Below are 21,007 nucleotides of genomic sequence, written 5' to 3' on the forward strand. Positions count from 1 at the left end.
CAGAGAGCCAGTGGCACATTTAAGTATGATAATTTTATTGAATGATCATACTTTTCTGTTCTATGTCATATTATTCCCCACGTGAGTCCACCATAATTCCTTCCCCTGGAATCCCCTGCGATGAACGTCGTTGGGAGGAATAAAAACAATGCTTAATCTGGGATAAGATGATGATAAAAAACAAGCTGGCGCTGCTTACATGTGCTCTATCTCTCGCTGTAACCTCCCCACTATTAGCGTCACCGCAATCTGATGAAGGGCAAACACTAAAAATGGCAATTGGTTCAGAGCCTACTGAAGGTTTTGATCCGATGCTCGGCTGGAGCCACGGTAGTTACCTCCTTTTGCATGCACCGTTGTTAAAACAACACCCGGATATGAGCTGGGGAAATCTGCTCACAGAAAAAGTTGAAACCAGTGCCGATGGTAAAACCTGGACCCTCACGCTAAAACCGGATCTTAAGTTTTCCGATGGTTCGCCTTTAACCGCTGAAGATGTTGTTTTTACTTATAATAAAGCGGCTAAAAGTGGTGGCAAAATCGACATGGGTAATTTTAACCATGCCCGCCAGCTTGATGCTCGCCGCATTGAAATCACGCTGAGTAATCCCCAGAGCACATTCGTCAACGTACTTGGCTCTTTAGGCATTGTCCCTGCGAAAAAATATGATGAAAAAACATTCGCCAAAAAACCCATTGGCGCAGGCCCGTATCGTCTTGTCAGTTTTCAGCCAGGCCAGCAGTTGATCGTTGAAGCGAATCCCTGGTATGCCGGTAAAAAAAATGACTTCAGCCGACTCGTCTTTGTTTTCCTTGATGAAGATAATGCTTATGCGGCGGCGCGAAGTGGTCAGTTAGGCTTAGTTCGCATTGCGCCTTCAATGGCCGTTGCGCCTCAACAGGACAATCTTAAGCTCTGGATACGCGACAGTGTCGAGAACCGGGGGATTGTTTTCCCAATGGTTCCCGCAGGCAAACATGATGCCAACGGATACCCCATCGGTAATGATGTGACAGCAGATATTGCCATCAGGCGAGCCATAAACTATGCCATTAATCGTGAGCAACTGGCTGAGCAAGTGATGGAAGGTCACGCTATTCCTGCATACAGTGCCGTTCAGGGACTTCCCTGGCAGAATCCAGCCGTCGTTTTCAAAGATGGTGATTTAGATAAAGCGCGCAAAATTCTCGACGACGCAGGATGGAAAACAGGCAAAGACGGCGTGCGTGCGAAAGAAGGCAAAGAAGCTCGGTTAACCTTATGGTATGCAAGCGGCGATAGCAGCAGAAGAGATCTGGCGGAAGCTGTACGCGCAATGCTGCAACCGATAGGAATAGACGTCTCGCTGCAATCGGGTAGCTGGGAAACCGTAGAGCGTCATATGCACGCTAACCCGACGTTGTTCGGCTGGGGAAGCCTTGACCCGATGGAGCTCGTCCATCATTACAGTGGTCAGGCGGCGGGTCTGGAATATTATAACCCGGGTTATTACAGCAACCCTGTGGTAGAACAACACCTCAAACAGGCGCTTGATGCGCCAGACTGGCAAAAAGCGCTTCCCTTCTGGCAGCAGGTGGAATGGGATGGAAAACAGGGGGCCGGTGTTCAGGGAGATGCGGCCTGGGCGTGGTTACTCAATATTCAACATACCTATCTTGCCAATCCATGTATCGACCTGGGCAAAGGGGCGCCGGAAATTCACGGTAGCTGGTCGCTTCTGAATAACCTTGATGACTGGACCTGGACTTGCCGTTAATGAGACATGTTTTCGGTCATATGCTCAGGCTGATGATACTGTTAGTGCTGGTTGCCGCCGGCACTTTCACCCTGCTCAGCTTTTCGCCGATTGATCCTATACGTGCTTATATTGGTAATGACCTGCTACATGTTCCGCCAGAACAATATGCACGGATAGCTGCACGTTGGGGTCTGGACCAGCCTCTCTGGGAGCGCTTTGTTCATTGGTTTTTACAGCTAATACAGGGTGATCTGGGTTATTCCATGCTGTTTAACGCGCCTGTCGCGAGCGTTATCCGTGAACGTTTTGCAACCTCATTTGCACTTCTGGCGGGTGCCTGGCTGATGTCAGGGATACTGGGAATGGCATTGGGGTTTTTAGCCGGGCGATATCTGAACCGTTGGCCGGATAAGATGATCTGCAGGTTTAGCTACTTGCTTTCTTCATTACCCACCTTTTGGATTGGTATGTTGCTGCTGTCATTATTTGCTGTTCGCTGGCCGGTTCTCCCCGTCTGTTGTGCGTGGGAACCCGGCAATAATGCAGATATGGCGACGATCTCTGAACGGTTGCGTCATCTGGTTCTTCCGGTATGCGCATTAAGTTTATTGGGGATGGGGCAGATAACCCTTCATACGCGTGAAAAAATTGCCAGCGTGATGAACAGTGATTTTGTTCGTTTTGCGCAATCCCAGGGGGACAAAGGATGGTCGCTTTTGCGTCATCAGGTCCTGCGACATGCCATTACACCTGCTCTATGTCTTCAGTTTGCCTCGCTTGGGGAGTTGTTGGGGGGTGCATTGCTGGCGGAGAAAGTTTTTGCCTATCCGGGGCTCGGTCAGGCAACGATAGATGCGGGTTTGCGTGGTGACGTACCGTTGCTCATGGGAATCGTTCTGTTCAGTACATTGTTGGTGTTTATAGGTAACTCGCTGTCGACCTGGCTGGTCAACGTGTTGAATCATGCAATGGAGCGTCCTGATGCTCTATAACCCAGCACCCACCTTAGCGCGTTTGCTGTTTTCCACTCTGTGTTTATCGCTTATTGCGATCTATGGTTTTGCCATTTGTCATGATCCGCTTTCCGTCAATCTTCTGGCAAGGCATCTACCGCCGGACTCGGCGCACTGGTTCGGGACAGATAACCTGGGACGTGATTTGTGGATACGCTGCTTTCAGGGGGCATTAACCAGTCTGCAAATAGGGACGGGTGCCGCCTTATGTAGCGGGTTGATTGCCTTACTGATGGCGGCTGTTTCGCGCCTGCACCCGCGCATGGATATCCTTATGCGACTCATGACAGACGCCATGTTGTCTATGCCGCATCTTCTTTTACTCATTCTGATTTGTTTCACTCTGGGGGGCGGTAAAAGCGGCGTTATTCTTGCAGTGGCATTCACTCACTGGCCCCGGTTGGCATTAATTCTGCGAGCCGAAGCTGAACGCGTCGCGCAGAGTGACTATCTCATGCTAACGCACCGATTAGGACGGAGGCATTTTTACTGTTGGCGAAACCATTATCTACCGGCTTTGTTTCCGCAATGGCTTACGGGAACACTTCTGATGTTCCCTCATGCTGTTTTGCATTCTGCAGCGTTAAGTTTTCTTGGTTTTGGCCTGGCGCCTCATGAGCCTTCACTAGGGTTGCTATTGGCAGATGCCTTGCGGTTCCTCGGCCACGGTAACTGGTGGCTGGTGTTGTTTCCCGGACTGATGCTTTTTATGCTGGTGATGTTATTTGATCAATTTGCGAGAGCCATACAGCGTTTATGGCTGAGGAACGCATCATGCTAAGTTTGAGACAGGTGACCCTTGAGGCTGCGCGTTACCGTTGGTATGGCGCGAAAGCGTGGTCACTTCTTTTACAGGATATTTCGTTCGACATTGCGCCAGGTGAAATCGTGGCTCTGGTTGGAGGCAGCGGAGAGGGAAAAAGCTTGCTCTTGCAGTGTCTGCTCGACCTCTTGCCAGAAAATTTACGCTTTCGTGGCGACATTAGCCTCGATGGAAAACGCATTGATAATAAAGCTATTAGCCAATTTCGCGGGGAGAATATTTGTTATATCCCCCAGGGCGTCCAGGCGCTGAATCCTGTCCTGAATGTCGAAAAACATATGAAAAGAGCCTGTCAGCTTTCTGGACGAGAGTGGGATGAAAGGCAAATCGCGCATTTACTCCAAAAAAATCAACTAAATACCTCTATACTCAAACACTTTCCCCGACAGTTGTCTGGCGGAATGGCGAAACGTGTTCTGGCCTGTCACGCCTCACTGAGCCATGCGCGCTATATTCTTGCTGATGAAATTACAGCATGGCTTGATATCCCCCTGGCCGGGCAGTTGCTGAATCATCTGCGTGATTTATGTACACAGGGTTGCGGTGTGTTGTGGGTCACGCACGACCTTATGCTGGCCGCACAATATGCAGACCGTATTGTCTCTTTACATCAAGGACGTGTCTCAGATGATCTCAGTAAAGAACAACTCCTCCACGGTGAGATGAGCGAACAGTTAAAGCATCAGTGGCAGGCATTACCTGAGCGAAATCTGCTTTTTACATAGATCGGGAGAATTGAGCGAATGCTGTGTTGTCGCGACCTCGTAATTCGTCAGGGGAATAAGGTGTTATGGCAGGATCTGACATTTTCAGTTTCTGCGGGTGAGCGTATAGGTATTTTTGCGCCGAGTGGAACGGGAAAAACAACGTTAGGACGCGTTCTGGCGGGCTGGCAAAAACCGACGGCGGGTCTGATTCTCCTTGATGAGAAGCCATTGCCGGTTGATCAATACTGCCCGGTGCAACTTGTGCCACAACATCCTGAACTCACGTTTAATCCCTGGCGAAACACCGGTGATTCTGTTCACGATGCCTGGCATCCGGATAAGGAAATCGTAGAGCGGCTTCATATCAATGCGGAATGGTTAACTCGCCGTCCCGGGCAACTTTCCGGTGGGGAACTGGCGCGTATTGCTTTGCTTCGAGCCCTCGATCCACGAACCCGATTTCTCATTGCGGATGAAATAACGGCACAACTCGATCCTGCTATCCAGAGAGATATCTGGACGTACCTTCTTGAGCTATGTTCTCAGCGTCCGTTAGGAATGCTGGTCATCAGCCATCAATATGCCCTGATAAAGCAAGTTTGCAGTAAAGAACTGCCTGTTAAAAAGCCATAGATTCCAGGGAGAAGTCTTCATGAAAGCGATAAATTCTTAATACTTTGATTTTTATTAAATTAACTATCATTTCATGAAATCAAAAAAACCGTTCTGGTGCAGGCAGGAGAAAGAATCCGGGAACGATTTTACGCAAAAGCGGCTGGGACATCAGTCGGAAAAAATGACAGAGCAGTACCTGGACGTCAGAAAAAATGAGTCTGTGATGATCTGTTTTTTTTCGGCGTAAATGAATTGTTAATGTTAATGGCGGGTGGTATAACGGGAAATGACCGGATATTGAAATCCGGGCAAATTTCGGGATTTTTCGGGCGTGACGCCTTAACCACCTGAAATTAAAGACAGATAAAAAGAGACCGAATACGATTCCTGTATTCGGTCCAGGGAAATGGCTCTTGGGAGAGAGCCGTGCGCTAAAAGTTGGCATTAATGCAGGCTAAGTCGCCCTGCCCTTTAAGAATAGATGACGACGCCAGGTTTTCCAGTCTGCGGCTAAAGAGGCCGGAAAAAAAGGACGCTTGTCACCCGCTACAACGCAAAAACCGCAAGCTCTTCTACGCGAAACTTGCGGTTTTTTATTGGAAATCAGAAAGATATTTTTGACAATTAACAGAGTTTTTCTGCTCTTTCAATAAACGGCGCCAGGCTCATTTTTTCCCCTGGTTTCGCGGGATCGTCAATCTGAATAATGGTAATAGGCTGAGCATTGGTTTTTCCGCTGCTGACCTGCTGCTGCGCGATATCATTGAGCGGGTATTGCACCAGCGTACTGGGGTTTATGACATACAAGGCATTCCCCGCCCGACACGTCAACATCACTTCTTCGCGGTTAAAGGCCCACTTGTCTTTACCAACTTCAAAACGGCTTACGGTGATCACCTGAGGGGCTGCCAGTGCCGCTGCTGAACTTGTCAGTAGTAGCAGAGAAAGAATCATTTTTTTCATACGTTTTGCCTGTCCATCAGAACGGTTCCAGGGTCGCAAACAGGCTGACAATAGCCAACACAACGCCCCCAATTCCCCATTCAATTTGAGTCATCCAGATAAACCAGAGATTCGCGCGGTGATTTTCTTCGCGCATCTGTGGTACGAGAACATACCGATTCGTCAGCGCAATTGCCACCATTAGCAGTACCAGCGCCATTTTTAGTATCAGTAACTGCCCGTATGCGGTATGCCACGGCGCGTTAAACCCGTTAATAAACAAGATATTAAAAATCCCCGTCAGTAACACACCAGCCACGAATACATGACCATAACGGGAAAAACGCATCATGGTGTCAATGGCCTGCTCGCGCCAACGGCTTTTTGCAATGCGCATACAGTAGATTATGGGCAGCAGCCCACCAAACCAGGCCGCCGCACAGATGAGGTGCAGGGCGTAGTTTGTTTTCACCAGCCCTCCCAGTACGCCGTCATTGACGGCAGCATGCCCCACCCCTGCGAGAAAAAGGAGCTGACCCAGCGTGAGGATAAGTAGCAAACGTGGCAAATTACGCGGCACAATAAGAAGCACGCCCAGCGTGACGAAAGCCAGGATAATCTGCCATAGCCAGACGCCGCCGAATTGCGTTTTCAGAACCGCACCCCACACGGCGGCGGAAAAAACATCCTGCCAGCCGGATCCCATTAATCCGCCCTGAACGGTAAACATCAGCGCAGCGCTAATAAAGCTGCATGCCGCGGCATGTTGTTGCAGGCGCAGGAAACGACGCGCCATCAAACGGCGAATCGAGAGTGGCGCCAGCCAGGCGCTATACAACGCACAGCCGAACACCAGCATCAGAGCGGTAAAATGAATGAATCTAAGTGCTATCCAGGTGAATGTCAGCATGGTTACTTCACGCTAAATGAGTATTGTCCTTTGGTTTTATGCCCGTCTACCGAGACGACATACCAGTCCACCGTGTAAATTCCTGGATTAAGAGGCTGCTCAAGCGGGACAATCAACTGTTTTTCATCCTGTTCGTTGCGCGTCGCTTTTTGCGTTTTAATGATTTCCTGTTTTGATCCCGTGAGCGTCACCCCGCTGAATCCCGGCTCAATACCCTCGGAGAAATTTAGCGTGATCGCTTGCGAAACGTCGTCAACCACAGCATTTGCAGCAGGATATTGGTGTGTTAAATGCGCATGAGCCCAAACAGCAGGAGCGACCAGCATTGAGACAAGAAAGATGAAGGCATAACGCAGCGATGGTGCAGCAAAAACCATGTCAATTATTCCTTTTTGTTATGTTTAATCCCATGAGAATAACCCTCTATAATGTTTGAGTCGAGAATCATCATTTGTGGCTTGCCATTGCGGTTAGGAGTTAGTAACTTTTGCGCGCACCTGGATTAGGAGAAACACATGAAAACAAATCTGGCGTTACTTGAACAGGCTGAAATGGATAAGGTCAACGTCGACCTGGCCGCTGCAGGCGTGGCGTTTAAAGAGCGCTACAACATGCCAGTCGTTGCTGAAGTCGTTGAGCGCGAGCAACCAGAACATTTACGCGGATGGTTTCGCGAGCGGCTGATTGCACACCGTCTGGCCTCCGTTTCGCTTTCACGTTTACCTTACGAGCCTAAAGTTAAATAAAGCTTATATAACGTTACACTTCCTTACATGACAATTGCTACAGTATAAGAGCATTCTTAAACCCTGATTTAAGGATGATTGTAGACACTATGAAAAGGAAGTCATTATGTCACACTGGAAAATCGCTGCTGCACAGTATGAACCCCTACAAACCAGCCTGACGGAACACGTCGCGCACCACCTGAAATTTATTGAGAAAGCCGCCAGCCATCGATGTGAACTGCTGGTATTTCCTTCCCTTTCGCTATTGGGGTGCACCGATCGGGACGATTCACTGCCAGCCCCACCCGATAACACGTTATTACAACCTTTGGCTCACGCCGCCACGACATACCGTATGACGATCATCGCGGGTTTACCGGTGGAGCATCACTCTCGTTTCGTGAAAGGTATTGCGGTGTTTAGTCCGTGGATGTCCTCACCGTTAACCTTTCATCAAAGCCACGGTGCCTGCATTGCCCGGCATCTCAAAACCATCAGAGTTGTCGACGAGCAACCTGAAGGCATTGATATGGACCCTGAATTTTCGCTGTTCACCACCGGGCAAAGCGTGAGTGAACCCAACCTGCAGGACTCCACCTTCCAACTACAACGCTTCTCGCATCAATTCGCCATCGCCGTTTTAATGGCAAATGCGCGTGGAAGCAGTGCATTATGGGATGAAAGCGGTCAGTTGATCGTCCGCGCTGACCGCGGTTCGTTATTGTTAACAGGTCAGCGTACCGCACAGGGCTGGCAAGGTGATATCATTCCATTACGCTAGCGTTTTGGTCAGGAGCCTCCCATGTTGCGCATTATAGATACAGAAACCTGTGGCCTGCAGGGTGGAATTGTTGAGATCGCGTCAGTTGACGTCGTTGACGGCAAAATAGTGAATCCCATGAGCCACCTGGTGCGCCCTGACCGCCCGATTAGCCCGCAGGCTATGGCGATCCATCGCATTACCGAGGCGATGGTGGCTGACAAACCGTGGATTGAAGATATTATTCCGCTCTATCACGGAAGTGACTGGTATGTCGCGCACAACGCCAGCTTTGACCGTCGCGTTCTGCCGGAGATGCCTGGCGAGTGGATCTGCACAATGAAGCTCTCCCGCCGATTATGGCCGGGAATTAAATACAGCAACATGGCGCTGTATAAATCCCGCAAACTGAGTGTGCAGACCCCTCCGGGACTTCACCATCACCGTGCGCTGTATGACTGTTACATCACCGCGGCTCTGCTTATCGACATCATCAATACCTCAGGCTGGTCAGCAGAACAGATGGCCGATATTACCGGTCGCCCTGCGCTTCTCACCACCTTCACATTCGGTAAGTATCGCGGTAAGGCCGTCTCTGAGGTCGCAGAACGCGATCCGGGTTATCTGCGTTGGTTATTCAACAATCTTGACAGCATGAGCCCGGAACTGCGCTTAACGCTAAAACATTATCTGAATAACGCTTAACCGTCTGCCTGTCCGGGCAGCGTACCCTGCGCCAGCGCAATCAGAAAAGCGAACTCCAGCGCCACGCCTTCATACGATTTAAAGCGCCCGGATTTGCCGCCATGCCCGGAATCCATATCCGTGCACAGCAGCAGCAGGTGCTCGTCGGTTTTGAGTTCCCGCAGTTTTGCAACCCACTTGGCAGGCTCCCAGTACTGAACCTGGGAATCATGCAGTCCGGTGGTGACCAGAAGATGCGGGTATTCCTGCGCACGAACGTTGTCGTAAGGGCTATAACGCTTCATGTAAGCGTAATATTCCGGATCCTGCGGGTTGCCCCACTCTTCAAACTCTCCGGTCGTCAATGGGATCGATTCGTCGAGCATGGTGGTGACGACATCCACAAACGGAACCTGCGCAATGACGCCGTGGAAAAGTTCAGGCCGTTCATTAATCGCAACGCCCATCAGCATTCCCCCTGCACTTCCCCCCATGCCATAGCACAGTGAAGGCGAACCGTACCCCAGATTAACCAGGGCGTCGCAGGCATCCAGATAGTCGTTAAAGGTATTTCGCTTTTTCAGAAATTTGCCATCTTCGTACCACTGTTGCCCCAGTTCACCACCGCCGCGCACATGAACAATGGCGTAGACAAAGCCCCGATCCAGCAGACTGAGCCGACTGCTGCTGAAATCGGCATCCATACTGGCGCCGTAGGAACCATAGCCATACACCAGTAGCGGATTATGATACCGGCGAAAATGTTTTTGATGGTAGACCACTGAAACCGGCACCTCGACGCCGTCACGCGCAGTTACCCACACATGCTCACTGCGATAATTCGCGGCATCAAATCCAGGGACATTCGTCTGTTTAAGAACCCGTCGCTCACCGGTGTCCATATCCAGTTCAAATAACGTATCCGGCGTCGTCATTGACGAGTAGCCATAGCGCAGGCGTGAAGTTTCAGGTTCCGGGTTATAGGCAAGCCAGGTCACGTAAGCCGGATCGTCAAAGGCGATCCCCACCACCTCGCCTGTTTTACGGTTTATCTGCCGCAGACTGGTCAACCCGCGCTGACGTTCCTCCACCACCAGCCAGTCGGTGAAAAGCGTGAACCCTTCCAGCATGATAGCGTCTCGCGGCGGGATCAGCGCCTCCCAGGCGTTTTCATCGCGTACCCGTGTACGGTACAGACCAAAGTTTTTACCCTGCCGATTTGAACGCAGATAAAACGCGTGCTGGTAGTGATCGAGGCTGTATTCATGATCCTTACGACGCGGTAAAAAAACAAACGGTTCAGCGTCTGCCAGCTCAGCATCGATCAGGCGTACTTCACTGGTTGTCGCGCTGGCAAGTTGGATCACCACATAATGCTGGGACGTTGTTTTATGCAGACTGACATAAAACATATCGTCGTTTTCTTCGTAGACCAGCTCATCGCAGGATGTCGGCGTTCCAACGGTGTGACGCCATACCTGGTACGGCAACAGCGTGACGGCGTGTTTACGCACGTAATAGAAGGTTTGTGAATCATTCGCCCACACCAACTCCGGCTCAACATTATCCAACAATTCCGGATACCAGTTGCCGGTTTCCAGGTTGCGAAAGCGGATCCCATACTGGCGGCGGGACAGATAATCTTCTGCCAGCGCCATGAGGGTGTTGTCGGGGGAAATCGCGAGCCCGCCCAGCGTATAAAATTCACTGTGTGCCGCTCGCTGGTTGCCGTCCAGTAACGTCTCCCATTCATCCCACTCTTCCGTGAACGCGGATTGTCGCTGGTAAATGGCGTATTCGCACCCCGGATCATAAAGATGTCGGTAGCGGTAGCCATTCTTAATGTAAGGCGCAGAGACATCCTGAGGGGGGATCCTGTCGATAATTTCTTTCAGCACGCGCTCCTGTAGCGCCTGCTGAGAAGCCATGACCTTGTGCCCGTAGGCATTTTCCTGATGCAGATAATCCAGCACATCAGGCTGCGAACGGGAATCGTCGCGCAGCCAGTAGTAGTTGTCGATACGGGTGTCACCATGCACGGTCATGGCGTGAGGCATTTTGTGAGCTTTTGGTAGCATGTCATTGTTCTTTTGCAATATACACTCTATAAGGTGTGGCAAAAGTTACGCGCAATGCAAGCGAAACATGCGACTTCGCACCGTGTATTAGTCCGGCAACGCCTGCTTTTGTTGTTGCAGATCCCGCTCAATATCTTCCCTGACGTCCTGCGGGATCTTCAGGGCATCGCCTAGCGCATTCAGGTAGCTACGCTCCATAAAGTGATCAATATCGATAGCCGCACAGCTCAGGAAGTATATTTCCAGCGCCTCTTCTTCATTGCGGATCCCCTGCGCCAGCCGCTGCGGGTCGAGCGGTTGTTCAATGGCGTGTTCAATGAGTCGCCGTCCCTGCTCTTCCACACCGGCTTCACGCAGTTGCTGCTCAATGGCGGCCCGCTCTTTAGCATCAATATGCCCATCGCTTTTCGCCGCAAAGACCAGCGCCAGAATCAGCCTCTCGGTACGCACATCAAGGGGGGTACTTTGTGTGCCAAACTGCGGTTCATCCTGATGCGCCGTACGGACTTTATCCTTGTACTTGTTCCATAACACCGTACCGGCGACTGCACCGCCGCCTACCAGCAACGCGCTGGTGCCGTATTTGGACAAAAGTTTACGCGAAGATTTATTGGCGACCAGTAAACCCGCCAGGCCGCCTAACGCGCCAGGAACCAGCAGTTTACTCAGGCCCTGATCACCAGAAGAGGATGAAGAAGACCCTTTTTGCCCGAGAAGAGATTGTAATTGGTTCAGCCAGTTAGCCATGTAGCCCCCTCAAGTACAGACGATTTGTCGTCAAAGCGTACCCGAGGGGATGTCAGGAAGTGTCAGGTCAAGCAAAAGATGCGCAAGTTCGGTGATTAACGCACCAGGTACTCCGCTTTTCCTGCGCCACAATCGACGTTGACCTGATAGTGAAGATCGGCGCTTTTACCGCGCGCGGTCAGCGGCACTGACCATTTGCCCTCTTTGCCCACGATGTCCTGCGCATTGACCCACACCACTGGATCGATTTGCCCCAGCGTTTTTTGATCATCTTCCCAGCGCACAATACGGTTCTGCTGATAATCACGCTTAACACTCGCGGCAATCCCCTCAGCGTCCAGACCTTCACACTTTGGAAACGTAACCGATTTGCTGTCGGGATTATTCGCGGCGAAAACCGACATGCTGGCGGATAACAACAGCAGGCTCAACAGCGCTCCTCTCTTATTCATACTTTTCTCCTTAGCACAATGTTCAGGAAAAGCATGGTACAAAACGCCAGGAGCGCAAGTCAGATTCAGGCGGCCTGGGTATCGTCCTCTACGGACGCCGCATTATCGACGGCCTGCGGAGAAGGCAATTTGCCGGTTTTCAGGATCGTACTCAGTACGTCCTTCTGTTCAGCCAGCCAGAGAGACAGCGCTTCGCGCTGTTCGTCTGCCAGAGCTACCGGCGACTGCTCAAGCCATGTGTCGAGCAGATCTGCTGTATCGAGCATTTTGTCGTATGCATCGGCTTCCTTTTTGCTGGTAAACGACATCTTCTCCTCACCTTCACGAATGACTACGTATTTAACTTCAACCGCCATTTTTGCAGCCTCTCAATATACCTGTATTTATGTACAGTATATTACTTTTTGGCATTAAAATCAAGCAGGCAATACAGACAGACGCAAACGTTTTCGTATATACTGCGCCCGGATAAATCAGGGGATCTTTGTTATGACGTTATTAGGCACAGCGCTGCGTCCGGCAGCGACGCGGGTGATGTTATTGGGTTCAGGCGAACTGGGTAAGGAAGTGGCAATTGAGTGCCAGCGTTTGGGCGTCGAAGTGATCGCCGTCGATCGCTACCCCGACGCGCCAGCGATGCATGTTGCTCACCGCTCGCATGTCATCAATATGCTGGACGGCGAAGCGTTACGTCGCGTGGTCGAGATTGAAAAACCGCATTATATCGTGCCGGAAATTGAAGCGATCGCTACCGATATGCTGGTAAAGCTGGAGCAGGAAGGGCTGAACGTCGTGCCCTGCGCTCGCGCGACCCAACTGACCATGAACCGTGAGGGGATCCGTCGCCTGGCTGCGGAAGACCTGGCATTGCCGACGTCCACGTTCCGCTTTGCCGACAGTGAAACGACCTTCCGTGAAGCCGTAGCAGAAATCGGTATTCCCTGTATCGTTAAGCCAGTGATGAGCTCTTCGGGCAAAGGGCAAAGTTTTATTCGCTCCGCAGAGCAACTGACGCAGGCCTGGGAGTACGCGCAACAAGGCGGTCGCGCGGGTGCAGGCCGGGTGATCGTCGAAGGCGTGGTGAATTTCGATTTTGAAATTACGCTGCTGACCGTCAGCGCCGTTGATGGTGTCCATTTCTGCGCCCCCGTCGGCCATCGTCAGGAAGACGGCGATTACCGCGAGTCCTGGCAGCCACAGCACATGTCGCCGCAGGCCCTTAAGCGAGCGCAGGATATTGCCCGTAAAGTAGTACTGGCATTAGGCGGCCACGGGCTATTTGGTGTCGAACTGTTTGTTTGTGGCGACGAGGTTATCTTCAGCGAAGTGTCTCCCCGTCCACACGACACCGGGATGGTCACGATGATTTCTCAGGATCTGTCGGAGTTTGCGCTGCACGTGCGTGCCTTCCTCGGCCTGCCTGTTGGGGCGATTCGTCAATATGGCCCTGCCGCCTCGGCCGTGATCCTGCCACAACTCACCAGCCAGAATGTGACGTTTGATAATGTGCAGGCAGCTGTTGGTGCCGGCCGGCAGGTACGCTTTTTCGGTAAACCGGAGATCGAGGGAACCCGACGCCTGGGTGTGGCGCTGGCAACCGGCGTGAGCGTTGAAGAGGCCATTGCCCGTGCGAAAGACGCCGCCGCTCAGATAAACGTTGAGGCATAAAAAAACGGGCGCATATGGCCCGTTCTGTCAACGCCCGGTACTCGACCGGGCTTTTTTTCGCTTACTGTTTCGCGCCTTCTACCGCTTCGCGAGCCAGTTGAGTAATGCGGTCGTAATCACCCGCTTCCAGCGCATCGGCCGGAACCAGCCAGGAGCCACCGATGCACAGCACGCTTTTCAGCGCCAGGTAATCACGGTAGTTAGCCGGAGAGATGCCGCCAGTCGGGCAGAAACGCACCTGAGAGAACGGACCCGCAATCGCCTGCAGCGCTTTGGTGCCGCCGTTAGCTTCAGCCGGGAAGAATTTAAACTCTTTCAGGCCGTAGTCCATACCCAGCATCAGTTCAGAAACGGTGCTGATCCCCGGAATCAACGGGATCGTCCCTTCCGTTGCCGCTTTCAGCAGCGGCTCGGTCAGACCCGGGCTGATTGCGAACTGCGCGCCCGCTTCAGTGACTTCCGCCAGCTGCTGCGGGTTCAGTACGGTACCCGCGCCGATAATCGCGTCCGGCACTTCTTTGGCAATAGCGCGGATAGCATCCATCGCACATGCGGTACGTAAAGTCACTTCCAGAACGCGCACACCCCCTGCAACCAGCGCTTTTGCCATCGGCACCGCGTGTTCCAGTTTATTCACTACAATCACCGGCACAACCGGGCCAGTGGTCAGGATTGCTTCCGCACTTGTTTTCCAGTTTTTCATCAGAGTTTTTCTCTCGCCTGATTACAAAATTTTTCGTTTTAAAAAGTGATACAGGTTGCGCCCTGCTCCGCACCTGAGAGTTTTTCGCGCAACGCGCTGAACATCTCACGTCCTGTCCCTACCCTTGACGAGCTCAGATCCGGGATGTGAGGCTGGCGAGCGGCAAGTTCCGCTTCATCGACCAGCAACGTCAGCTCACCTGTCTGTCCGTTCACACGAATGATGTCGCCATCGCGTACTTTCGCCAGTAACCCGCCGTCGTAAGCTTCCGGCGTAACATGGATTGCTGAAGGCACTTTACCTGAAGCACCGGAAAGCCGTCCATCAGTAACTAACGCAATTTTGAAACAACGGTCCAATAATACACCAAGTGGCGGCATGAGTTTGTGCAATTCTGGCATTCCGTTCGCTTTTGGTCCCTGATGGCGCACGACCACCACGCAATCACGGTCCAATAACCCGGCCTCAAATGCCGGTAATACGTCGTGCTGGCTTTCAAAGACAATGGCTGGTGCTTCAATGACCTGATTTTCGACCGGTACCGCAGAGGTTTTCATCACTGCACGCCCCAGGTTGCCGCTCAACACTTTTGTTCCGCCGTGGTGCGAGAACGGCTTATCAAAGGTGGCGATAACATTGCTATCAAGAGATTTCGCCGCCCCTTCACGCCAGTCCAGCTCACCCTTGTTCAGCCAGGGTTCCAGGGTATAACGAGATAAACCATAGCCCGCCACGGTGTTGACATCTTCATGCAGCAGTCCCGCATTCAGCAGTTCACGCATCAGGACAGGCACCCCGCCCGCCGCCTGGAAGTGGTTAATGTCCGCCGGGCCATTCGGGTAGAGACGGGCCATCAGCGGGACGACGTCTGAAAGGTCGGAGAAATCATCCCAGTTGATCACAATACCGGCGGCGCGCGCCATCGCCACCAGATGCATAGTGTGGTTGGTTGAACCACCCGTTGCGAGCAGCGCGACAATGCCGTTCACCACGACTTTTTCATCAATCATTTTACCGACAGGCATCCATTCGTTGCCGTTGCCGGTCAAACGCGTCACCTGACGGGCCGCCGCCGCAGTCAGCGCTTCACGCAGCGGCGCATCGGGATGCACAAAGGAGGAGCCCGGTAATTGCATCCCCATAAATTCCACCACCATTTGGTTAGTGTTGGCAGTACCGTAAAACGTACAGGTGCCTGGCGCATGGTAAGAGGCAGCTTCAGACTCCAGCAGCGCCATACGGTCAACCTTCCCTTCGGCATAAAGCTGGCGAATACGGACTTTTTCTTTATTTGGCAGGCCACTGGCCATCGGACCCGACGGCACGAAAATGGACGGCAGATGACCAAAGGAGAGCGCCGCCATCGCCAGTCCCGGAACGATTTTGTCACACACGCCGAGGAATAATGCCCCGTCGAACATATTGTGTGACAACCCGACCGCCGCCGACATAGCGATCACTTCGCGGCTCAGAAGTGACAGTTCCATTCCATCCTGGCCCTGGGTCACACCATCGCACATCGCAGGCACGCCACCCGCAACCTGACCAACTGCATTCGCCGCGTGCAGCGCTTTGCGAATGATCTCAGGGTAATGTTCATAAGGTTGATGCGCAGAAAGCATGTCGTTATAGGAGGTAATGATCGCGATATTGTTACGCAACATGCTTTTCAGCGACGCTTTATCGTCGGGCTGGCACGCCGCAAACCCGTGCGCCAGGTTTCCGCACGCCAACTGGGAGCGGTGAACCGTCGACATTTTCGCTTGCTCAATGCGCGCAAGATAGGCAGAACGAGTTTTGTGAGAACGTTCAATAATACGTTGTGTTACGCGTAACAAATTCGGATTCATAGAGGCTCCTAAAATTTATCTGTCCGGGCTACAGGATTATCAAAGTGTTTCATTGGAGTTAAACAATGCTGAAACGTTGATAAGCCGGAGCTCAGGGGCAAAATCGTTTCAGTCAGTGTAATAAAAAAAGCCCCGCGGGTGAATCCACGCGGGGCTTAAAAGTGCAAAAATTATTCTACAATCTGTGTTAGATCATGTTACCGGTAAAATGAAAACTTCGTAATAGATGAAGTTTTATTCAAATTCATTCCAGGAACGACCGTCACGGGTGATCATCGCCACGGAGGCGACCGGTCCCCACGTCCCCGCCTGATACGGCTTCGGCGCGTCGTTATCCATCGCCCAGGCTTCAGTGATGGAGTCTACCCATTTCCATGCCTCTTCCACTTCGTCACGGCGAACAAACAGCGCCTGAATGCCCCGCATGGTTTCCAGCAGCAAGCGTTCATACGCGTCCGCCAGATGCGTCTGGTTGAAGGTTTCGGAGTAGCTCAGATCCAGCTTGGTAATCTGCAGGTTATGTTTATGATCCAGACCCGGCACTTTATTAAGAACCTGAATATCCACGCCTTCATCCGGCTGCAGACGGATCGTCAATTTGTTCTGCGGCAGATCCTGCCATGACTCTTTGAACAAGTTCAGTTCCGGCGTCTTGAAGTAGACGACCACTTCAGAACATTTGGTCGGCAGTCGTTTGCCGGTACGCAGGTAAAACGGCACGCCTGCCCAGCGCCAGTTATCAATGTCGACTCGAATAGCGACGAACGTTTCGGTATTGCTGCTCTTATTCGCGCCCTCTTCTTCCAGATAACCGGGCACTTTTTTACCTTGCGCGAAACCGGTTGTGTACTGACCACGAACCGTTTTTTCGCGGACGTTTGAACGGTCAATACGACGCAGCGACTTCAGCACTTTCACTTTTTCATCGCGAATACTGTCAGCGCTCAGATCAGACGGCGGTGACATGGCGATCATGCACAGAATTTGCAGCAGGTGGTTCTGGATCATGTCACGCATCTGACCGGCCTGGTCAAAGTAGCCCCAACGACCTTCAATCCCCACTTCTTCCGCCACGGTGATTTCTACGTGATCAATGGTGCGATTGTCCCAGTTATTGACAAACAGGGAGTTGGCAAAACGCAGCGCCAGTAAGTTCAGAACGGTCTCTTTGCCGAGATAGTGGTCAATACGATAAACCTGGCTCTCTTCAAAATATTTACCCACCTGGTCGTTGATTTCGCGGGAGGTGGCCAGAGATGTGCCGAGCGGTTTTTCCATGACCACGCGCGCAGGCTTCGCATTCAGCTTCGCCTCGCCTAGTCCTTTGCAGATTGCGCCAAAGGTGCTGGGCGGCATCGCAAAATAGTTAATGGTAGTGCGCTCTTTTTGATCCAGCATGCTCCCCAGACGGGCAAAGGCAGCCGTATCATTGACATCCAGATTGCAGAAATCCAGGCGACCACTCAGGGTATCCCATAAACCTTCATCAATTTTTTCCTTCATAAAGGTTTCGAGCGCTTCGCGCACTACCTTCGTGTAGGCTTCTTTATCCCAGTCAGCACGACCAACCCCAATAATGCGGGTATCCGGGTTTATCTGACCGGCTTTTTCCAGTTGATACAGGGAAGGCAGCAATTTACGACGCGCCAGGTCGCCTTTCGCGCCGAAAATGACCAGGTCACATGCCTGGGCTGTTTGCGTTACCGCCATGTCATTCTCCTCAGTTAACTATCCTGGTACTTCTGCCAGGTTATAGTTGTAATTTTATTACAGTGCACTGTACTGCTTTTACGTAATTCCGGAAACCGTAAACACGTGTCCACCGGTGCGATTCCCTCTGGTCAGCCATTTTTCGGCATATTCAGCCGCAAAACAGATAAAAAAGTCGTCGTTTTCACACACGTAACCAACAGCTAAAACCAGACGCTGATCATGTAATGAAAAAAAACAACAACTATTCTATCCATTTTTCCCCCTTAATGGGCACCCGGGGGTAATATCTAACAAAATTGCCTCTCGATTTCCTGTATCTCAGAAATCGTCGTTACCATGAGTTTTCTACATCATGAATATGCTGGAAAAAATCCAGGTACAACTGGAACATCTGAGCAAGTCAGAACGCAAAGTCGCCGATGTTATTCTTGCTTCCCCTGGCCAGGCCATCCATTCGAGTATTGCGACGCTGGCCCTGGAAGCGAATGTCAGTGAGCCGACCGTAAACCGCTTCTGTCGCAGTATGGACACGCGCGGTTTTCCTGATTTTAAACTGCATCTGGCGCAAAGTCTGGCAAATGGAACGCCCTATGTTAATCGCAATGTGGATGAAGATGACAGCGTTGAGTCCTACACGGGAAAAATCTTCGAATCCGCGATGGCCAGTCTCGACCATGTCCGTCAGTCGCTTGATAAATCCGCCGTGAATCGCGCGGTCGACCTGCTGACGCAAGCGAAGAAAATAGCGTTCTTCGGCCTCGGGTCTTCTGCCGCCGTGGCGCATGACGCCATGAACAAATTTTTCCGCTTCAACGTTCCGGTCATATACTCCGATGATATTGTCCTGCAACGCATGAGCTGTATGAATTGTAGCGATGACGACGTCGTTGTGCTCATTTCACACACGGGCAGAACCAAAAGTCTGGTGGAACTGGCGCGACTGGCGCGCGAAAACGATGCCATGGTGATTGCGCTGACCTCCGCCGGAACACCGCTGGCGCGCGAAGCCACATTAGCGATTACACTTGATGTACCGGAAGATACTGACATTTATATGCCGATGGTCTCTCGACTTGCTCAACTGACCGTGATAGATGTGCTGGCAACCGGATTTACTTTGCGTCGTGGGGCAAAATTCAGAGATAACTTGAAGCGCGTCAAGGAAGCGCTTAAGGAATCGCGTTTTGATAAAGAACTGCTCATAAGGAGCGATGACCGCTAAAAGCAATAACAAGCACACCCTTTCGTCATCCGGCGTTATATCCGGATCAATGTTCACGCAACACCAAGTTGTTTCAGTCAACGGAGTATTACATGTCCAGAAGGCTTCGCAGAACCAAAATCGTTACCACGTTAGGCCCGGCAACTGATCGCGATAACAACCTTGAGAAAATTATCGCTGCGGGTGCGAACGTCGTACGAATGAACTTCTCTCACGGATCGCCAGAAGATCACAAAATACGTGCTGATAAAGTTCGTGAGATTGCCGCAAAACTGGGGCGTCATGTAGCCATTCTGGGCGATCTCCAGGGACCAAAAATCCGCGTGTCGACCTTCAAAGAAGGCAAAGTATTCCTGAACATCGGCGATAAATTCCTGTTAGACGCAAATCTGGAGAAAGGTGAAGGCGATAAAGAAAAAGTCGGCATCGATTACAAAGGACTGCCCGCTGATGTGGTTCCTGGCGATATCCTGTTACTGGACGATGGTCGCGTACAGCTAAAAGTCCTGGAAGTTCAGGGCATGAAAGTCTTCACCGAAGTGACCGTCGGCGGTCCACTCTCTAACAACAAAGGCATCAACAAACTCGGCGGCGGCCTCTCTGCAGAAGCACTGACCGAAAAAGACAAAGCGGATATCGTCACTGCAGCGCAAATCGGCGTTGATTATCTGGCCGTCTCCTTCCCGCGCTGTGGCGAAGACCTGAACTATGCGCGTCGCCTCGCACGCGATGCGGGTTGCGATGCAAAAATTGTCGCGAAAGTAGAACGTGCAGAAGCCGTTTGCGACCAGAATGCGATGGATGACATCATTCTGGCTTCCGATGTTGTGATGGTGGCTCGTGGCGATCTGGGCGTTGAAATCGGCGATCCGGAGCTGGTCGGTATTCAGAAGGCACTGATTCGTCGCGCTCGTCAGTTGAACCGTGCGGTTATTACTGCCACGCAAATGATGGAGTCGATGATCACCAACCCCATGCCGACCCGTGCAGAAGTTATGGACGTGGCCAACGCCGTGCTTGATGGCACCGACGCCGTTATGCTGTCGGCTGAAACCGCTGCCGGTCAGTATCCGGCTGAAACGGTAGCTGCAATGGCGCGCGTATGTCTGGGCGCAGAAAAAATCCCAAGCATTAACGTCTCTAAACACCGCCTCGACGTGCAGTTTGATAATGTCGAAGAAGCCATCGCCATGTCGGCAATGTATGCTGCAAACCACCTTAAAGGGGTAACGGCCATTATCGCCATGACCGAATCAGGTCGTACTGCGCTGATGACTTCGCGTATCAGTTCTGGCTTGCCGATTTTCGCGATGTCTCGTCATGAGCGCACGCTGAACCTGACCTCTTTGTATCGTGGCGTTACGCCGGTGCATTTCGACAGCGCGGCGGATGGCGTTGTGGCGGCAAGCGAAGCGGTGAATTTGCTGCGTGACAAAGGCTATCTGGTGTCCGGTGATCTGGTGATTGTTACCCAGGGCGACGTGATGAGCACCATCGGTTCAACTAACACAACCCGTATTCTGACCGTCGAGTAATTTCCCGATCCCAGAAAGTAAAAAGCCTCTCCGACGAGAGGCTTTTTTTATTTAATTGACCCATCCTGAATAGCGTTGACACGTTCCTGACCTAAATCCGGAGAACGTGATGATGACT

The 21,007-nt window shown here is 51.7% G+C and carries 21 protein-coding genes; 11 read left to right on the forward strand and 10 right to left on the reverse strand.

Translation table 11 applies throughout. From position 1 onward, the window contains the following. Nucleotides 1–170 precede the first annotated feature (170 nt). The 5 genes from CJP72_RS24145 to CJP72_RS24165 are packed head-to-tail and all read left to right on the forward strand — an operon-like array spanning nt 171 to nt 4,915. A complete protein-coding gene (locus CJP72_RS24145) occupies nt 171–1,757 on the forward strand; it encodes an ABC transporter substrate-binding protein (protein ID WP_162383800.1) in 1,587 nt (528 codons plus the stop codon). Further along, nucleotides 1,757–2,731, forward strand: a complete 975-nt coding sequence (locus CJP72_RS24150; RefSeq protein WP_162383779.1) for an ABC transporter permease — start codon at nt 1,757–1,759, stop codon at nt 2,729–2,731. The genes CJP72_RS24145 and CJP72_RS24150 overlap by 1 nt, the downstream gene beginning before the upstream one ends. Continuing rightward, nucleotides 2,721–3,533 carry an ABC transporter permease gene (locus CJP72_RS24155; RefSeq protein WP_162383780.1) on the forward strand — a complete coding sequence of 271 codons (813 nt, stop codon included), beginning with the start codon at nt 2,721–2,723 and terminating at the stop codon, nt 3,531–3,533. Before CJP72_RS24150 ends, CJP72_RS24155 begins: the two co-directional genes overlap by 11 nt. Next, nucleotides 3,527–4,300 (forward strand): ATP-binding cassette domain-containing protein, encoded by a 774-nt coding sequence (locus tag CJP72_RS24160; RefSeq protein WP_162383781.1) that lies wholly within the window; start codon nt 3,527–3,529, stop codon nt 4,298–4,300. Before CJP72_RS24155 ends, CJP72_RS24160 begins: the two co-directional genes overlap by 7 nt. Before the next feature lie 18 nt (nt 4,301–4,318). Continuing rightward, entirely contained in the window at nt 4,319–4,915 is a 597-nt protein-coding gene (locus CJP72_RS24165) for an ATP-binding cassette domain-containing protein (RefSeq protein WP_162383782.1), read from the forward strand. A 606-nt stretch (nt 4,916–5,521) separates the two neighbouring features. Here CJP72_RS24165 and CJP72_RS24170 read toward each other — a convergent pair. From CJP72_RS24170 to yobA, 3 genes are read right to left on the reverse strand one after another with little or no spacing between them, the layout of a single operon-like run. Beyond that, complete coding sequence (locus CJP72_RS24170) at nt 5,522–5,860, reverse strand: YebY family protein (protein ID WP_162383783.1); 339 nt, start codon at nt 5,858–5,860, stop codon at nt 5,522–5,524. A gap of 16 nt (nt 5,861–5,876) precedes the next feature. Further along, the gene (copD, locus tag CJP72_RS24175) at nt 5,877–6,749 is read right to left on the reverse strand and encodes a copper homeostasis membrane protein CopD (RefSeq protein WP_162383784.1); all 873 of its coding nucleotides are present in this window, start codon (nt 6,747–6,749) and stop codon (nt 5,877–5,879) included. Between the two features lie 2 nt (nt 6,750–6,751). Next, nucleotides 6,752–7,126: a CopC domain-containing protein YobA gene (gene yobA / locus CJP72_RS24180; protein ID WP_162383785.1), complete on the reverse strand. Its 375-nt coding sequence runs from the start codon at nt 7,124–7,126 to the stop codon at nt 6,752–6,754. A gap of 138 nt (nt 7,127–7,264) precedes the next feature. Here yobA and CJP72_RS24185 point away from each other — a divergent pair, with 138 nt between their 5' ends. The 3 genes from CJP72_RS24185 (at nt 7,265) to exoX (ending at nt 8,942) form a co-directional block, all read left to right on the forward strand. Then, nucleotides 7,265–7,495, forward strand: coding sequence for a DNA polymerase III subunit theta (locus CJP72_RS24185; protein WP_162383786.1), 231 nt, complete (start codon nt 7,265–7,267; stop codon nt 7,493–7,495). A gap of 106 nt (nt 7,496–7,601) precedes the next feature. Next, entirely contained in the window at nt 7,602–8,258 is a 657-nt protein-coding gene (locus CJP72_RS24190; protein WP_162383787.1) for a carbon-nitrogen hydrolase family protein, read from the forward strand. A 21-nt stretch (nt 8,259–8,279) separates the two neighbouring features. Next, nucleotides 8,280–8,942, forward strand: a complete 663-nt coding sequence (gene exoX, locus CJP72_RS24195) for an exodeoxyribonuclease X (protein WP_162383788.1) — start codon at nt 8,280–8,282, stop codon at nt 8,940–8,942. Here exoX and ptrB read toward each other — a convergent pair. From ptrB to yebG, 4 genes are all read right to left on the reverse strand, one after another. Beyond that, entirely contained in the window at nt 8,939–10,999 is a 2,061-nt protein-coding gene (gene ptrB / locus CJP72_RS24200; protein WP_162383789.1) for an oligopeptidase B, read from the reverse strand. The two genes, exoX and ptrB, sit on opposite strands and share 4 nt — an antisense overlap. An 87-nt stretch (nt 11,000–11,086) precedes the next feature. After that, nucleotides 11,087–11,746 (reverse strand): tellurite resistance TerB family protein, encoded by a 660-nt coding sequence (locus tag CJP72_RS24205; RefSeq protein ID WP_162383790.1) that lies wholly within the window; start codon nt 11,744–11,746, stop codon nt 11,087–11,089. 95 nt (nt 11,747–11,841) lie between these two features. Further along, nucleotides 11,842–12,198 (reverse strand): protein YebF, encoded by a 357-nt coding sequence (gene yebF, locus CJP72_RS24210; RefSeq protein WP_162383791.1) that lies wholly within the window; start codon nt 12,196–12,198, stop codon nt 11,842–11,844. Nucleotides 12,199–12,263: 65 nt separating this feature from the next. Beyond that, nucleotides 12,264–12,554 carry a DNA damage-inducible protein YebG gene (gene yebG, locus CJP72_RS24215; protein ID WP_162383792.1) on the reverse strand — a complete coding sequence of 97 codons (291 nt, stop codon included), beginning with the start codon at nt 12,552–12,554 and terminating at the stop codon, nt 12,264–12,266. A gap of 133 nt (nt 12,555–12,687) precedes the next feature. Here yebG and purT point away from each other — a divergent pair, with 133 nt between their 5' ends. Then, on the forward strand, nt 12,688–13,866 hold the full coding sequence (gene purT / locus CJP72_RS24220) for a formate-dependent phosphoribosylglycinamide formyltransferase (protein WP_162383793.1): 1,179 nt from the start codon (nt 12,688–12,690) through the stop codon (nt 13,864–13,866). Between the two features lie 61 nt (nt 13,867–13,927). Here purT and kdgA read toward each other — a convergent pair whose 3' ends face one another. The 3 genes from kdgA to zwf all read right to left on the reverse strand — a co-directional run bounded on the left by kdgA (nt 13,928) and on the right by zwf (nt 18,129). Next, a complete protein-coding gene (gene kdgA / locus CJP72_RS24225) occupies nt 13,928–14,569 on the reverse strand; it encodes a bifunctional 4-hydroxy-2-oxoglutarate aldolase/2-dehydro-3-deoxy-phosphogluconate aldolase (protein WP_162383794.1) in 642 nt (213 codons plus the stop codon). Nucleotides 14,570–14,607: 38 nt separating this feature from the next. Next, nucleotides 14,608–16,419 (reverse strand): phosphogluconate dehydratase, encoded by a 1,812-nt coding sequence (gene edd, locus CJP72_RS24230; RefSeq protein ID WP_162383795.1) that lies wholly within the window; start codon nt 16,417–16,419, stop codon nt 14,608–14,610. Between the two features lie 234 nt (nt 16,420–16,653). Then, nucleotides 16,654–18,129 (reverse strand): glucose-6-phosphate dehydrogenase, encoded by a 1,476-nt coding sequence (zwf, locus tag CJP72_RS24235; protein ID WP_162383796.1) that lies wholly within the window; start codon nt 18,127–18,129, stop codon nt 16,654–16,656. Nucleotides 18,130–18,484: 355 nt separating this feature from the next. Here zwf and hexR point away from each other — a divergent pair, with 355 nt between their 5' ends. Both hexR and pyk read left to right on the forward strand, forming a co-directional pair. Beyond that, complete coding sequence (hexR, locus tag CJP72_RS24240) at nt 18,485–19,354, forward strand: DNA-binding transcriptional regulator HexR (protein WP_162383797.1); 870 nt, start codon at nt 18,485–18,487, stop codon at nt 19,352–19,354. A gap of 92 nt (nt 19,355–19,446) precedes the next feature. Further along, complete coding sequence (gene pyk, locus CJP72_RS24245; protein ID WP_162383798.1) at nt 19,447–20,889, forward strand: pyruvate kinase; 1,443 nt, start codon at nt 19,447–19,449, stop codon at nt 20,887–20,889. Nucleotides 20,890–21,007 lie beyond the last annotated feature (118 nt).

Origin of the sequence: Citrobacter sp. NCU1, assembly GCF_010231475.1 — a bacterium.
GTDB lineage: Bacteria > Pseudomonadota > Gammaproteobacteria > Enterobacterales > Enterobacteriaceae > Citrobacter_D.